Annotated in this window: 3 protein-coding genes; all 3 read left to right on the top strand. The window is 58.9% G+C overall.

Annotation, left to right across the window (positions count from 1 at the left end):
• Positions 1 to 1286, top strand: a 1286-nt coding sequence (locus QZL66_RS01390) for a thiamine pyrophosphate-dependent enzyme (protein ID WP_293601753.1), incomplete at its 5' end; no start/stop codon positions are given.
• Positions 1283 to 1879 carry an indolepyruvate oxidoreductase subunit beta gene (locus QZL66_RS01385; RefSeq protein WP_022409979.1) on the top strand — a complete coding sequence of 199 codons (597 nt, stop codon included), beginning with the start codon at positions 1283 to 1285 and terminating at the stop codon, positions 1877 to 1879. The genes QZL66_RS01390 and QZL66_RS01385, both read left to right, overlap by 4 nt.
• Positions 1876 to 3111 (top strand): phenylacetate--CoA ligase family protein, encoded by a 1236-nt coding sequence (locus tag QZL66_RS01380; protein ID WP_022409978.1) that lies wholly within the window; start codon positions 1876 to 1878, stop codon positions 3109 to 3111. The genes QZL66_RS01385 and QZL66_RS01380 overlap by 4 nt, the downstream gene beginning before the upstream one ends.
• Positions 3112 to 3227 lie beyond the last annotated feature (116 nt).

Genomic DNA, 3227 nt, shown 5'->3' with positions numbered 1-3227 from the left:
CCCTGCGGGAGGCAAAGGGCATTCGTCCGGCAGAGGGCTTCCGGAAGGACACCAGCCGCTGGGTCATCTTCCCCCGCACTTCCTACCTCAACCACATCAAGCTGGAGGAAAATGCCCCGAAGATCGGGCAGGATTTCTCTGGCTACCGGTTCAACCAGCTGGAGGGCGAGGGCACGTTCGGCATCGCCACCGCCGGCATCAGCGCCACTTATACCAGAGAGGTGCTGCACCACTGCGGCAAGGCTGGAAAATTCCTGAAGATCGCCACCGCCAACCCGTTTCCGGAGGCACTCGCACTCCGGTTTCTGGAGGGGCTGGAGAAAGTCGTGGTCATTGAGGAGCTGGATCCGGTCATCGAAAACGCCCTGATCCACCTGTGCGGCAAGTACCACCTGCCCACCGTCATCCACGGCAAGCTGGACGGTACTGTACAGCCGGCCGGCGAAAACAGTGTGGAAAGCGTTGCCGGTGTGCTGGAGAAGTTCCTGCCGGTACAAATGCCGAAAAAGCCGGAACTTCCGACACCGCCGCCGCTTCCGGTGCGTCCGCCGGTACTCTGTGCCGGATGTCCCCACCGTGCCTCGTTCTACGCCGTCAAAAAGGCGCTCAAGGGACGGAAAGCCGTGTTCTGCGGTGACATCGGGTGCTACACACTGGGCAACGCCCAGCCGCTGGACATGACGGATACTTGCCTTTGCATGGGCGCAGATGTGACCATGGCACAGGGCATGCAGCGCATTGAGCCGGACACCCTCCACTTCTCCTTTATCGGCGACTCCACGTTCTTTGCCTCCGGCATCACCGGCGTGGTCAATGCCGTATACAACCAGACGGACATCATTCTGGTGGTGCTGGACAACTCCACCACCGCCATGACCGGACATCAGCCCCATCCGGGCACCGGCGTCACCATGATGGGCGAGGTTTCCAACTGCATCAGCATCGAAAAAATTCTGGAGGCGATCGGCGTCCGCTCCATCCAGATCACTGACCCGCTGGACTACGCCGCTGCCGTTGCGGCAGTACAGAAAGCCGCCGGAGAAACCGGCGTTCGTGCCATCATCTTCCGCAGCCCCTGCATCGCCAAGATCAAGCCGGCTGCACCGGTGTGCGTGGACACGGAAAAGTGCACCTCCTGCAAGTTCTGCATTCGGGAGATCGGCTGTCCCGCCATCACGCTCTCCGGCGGAAAGGCACAGATCGAGCCATCCCTCTGCACCGGCTGCGGACTGTGCACCCAGATCTGTCCGTTCCACGCCATTGACCGGAAGGAGGCCGCAAAATGAAAAACTGGAATTGTCTGCTGTGCGGTGTGGGAGGACAGGGTACCGTCCTCGCCGCAAAGCTCATTGCCTACGCTGCCATGAAAAAGGGCATGCAGGTGCGCAACGCCGAGACCATTGGCATGGCGCAGCGTGGCGGCAGTGTGGTCAGCCACGTGCGCTATGGAGCGCAGATCGAAACGCCGCTGATTCCGGAACACTCCGCTGATGTGATGATTGCCTTTGAACCGGCGGAGGCAGTGCGCTGTCTGCGCTATCTGCGGGAGGACGGCGTCATTGTGGTCAGCCGCAAGGCAGTCAAGCCCGTCACCGCCGTTCTCTCCGGCGAGGACTCCTACACCGGCACGGAGATGCTGGACTATCTGACGCAGAACTTTTCCCACGTCCAGATCGTGGACGCTGACGGCATCTGTCAGGCATGCGGTTCACCGAAGGTGCTGAACATTGCCCTTCTGGCGGCGGCGGCAAAGTCCGGCGGTCTGGGCATCACGCCGGAGGAAATCCGGCAGGCCGTCACAGAACGTCTGCCGCAAAAGTTCCATGCCATCAACCTCAAGGCAATCGATATCATCTGTAAGGGAGCAGAAACACTATGAAAATGAATTCACAGCAGTTTGCGCTGTTTCAGAAGCAGCTGGCAAACGTCATAAAAAACAGCGCATTCTATCAGAAAAAATTCGCCGGTCTGGATCCGGCATCCATCCGGACACAGGAGGACTTCGAAACACTTCCGTTCACCTCCAAGGGCGACCTGCGGGAGGCATATCCGCTGGGACTGCAGGGCGTACCGGACAAGGACATTGTCCGCATCCACTCCTCTTCCGGCACCACGGGCACACCGGTGGTCATCCCTTATACCGCCAAAGATGTGGATGACTGGGGCGAGATGTTCAAGCGGTGCTATGAGTTTGCCGGCGTGACCAACGAGGACCGGGTGCAGATCACACCAGGCTACGGACTGTGGACTGCCGGCATCGGCTTCCAGAACGGCTGCGAGAAGCTGGGCGCTATGGCGATTCCCATGGGGCCGGGCAACACGGAAAAGCAGCTGCAAATGATGATGGATCTGAAGTCCACGGTGCTGTGCTCCACATCCTCCTATGCTCTGCTGCTGGCGGAGGAAATCGGCAAGCGTGGCATCAAGGACAAGATCTACCTGAAAAAAGGCGTCATCGGTTCGGAGCGCTGGAGCCAGAAAATGCGTGACCGCATTTCCACCGAGCTTGGCATCGAGCTGTACGACATCTACGGACTGACCGAAATTTACGGACCGGGCATCGGCATTAGCTGCCACGAGAACTGCGGCATGCACTACTGGGACGACTACATCTATCTGGAGATCATCGATCCGATGACCGGCAAGAATCTGCCGGACGGCGAGATCGGCGAGATCGTCATCACCACGCTGGTGAAAGAGGGCGCACCGCTGATCCGCTACCGCACCCACGACCTGTCCCGCATCATTCCGGGCGAGTGCGCATGCGGCAGCAAGTTCCCGCGGCTGGACATCATCATGGGCAGAACGGACGACATGATGAAGATCAAGGGCGTCAACGTCTTCCCCAGCCAGATCGAGGAGATTCTGGGCACATTCGAGGAGATCTCCAGCGAGTATCAGATTCGTATCTCCCATCTGGACGGCAAGGACACCATGCGCATCTACGTGGAATCCACCGGCGATGTGGATTTCGCAGACCTGAGCCGCCGCATTGCAGAACAGGTCAAGAGCCGCATCGGCTTTACCCCCATTGTCAAGGTGGTCGAGGTCGGCGTGCTGCCCCGCAGTATGAAAAAGACGGCTCGGGTAATCGACGAGCGGTTTAATTGACACGGCGTACTGTATCTGTTGGTTGTGGTGATTGAAAATTTCGTTGAAAACATTCCACCGGAATGTTTTCAAAATCACAACACAGCAAACGGGACACAGGGCGGAGCGGTCTTGTT

This window comes from Ruminococcus sp. CAG:330, from assembly GCF_000437175.1.
Lineage (GTDB): Bacteria > Bacillota > Clostridia > Oscillospirales > Ruminococcaceae > Ruminococcus_C.
This window is presented reverse-complemented; position numbering and strand designations above follow the sequence as displayed.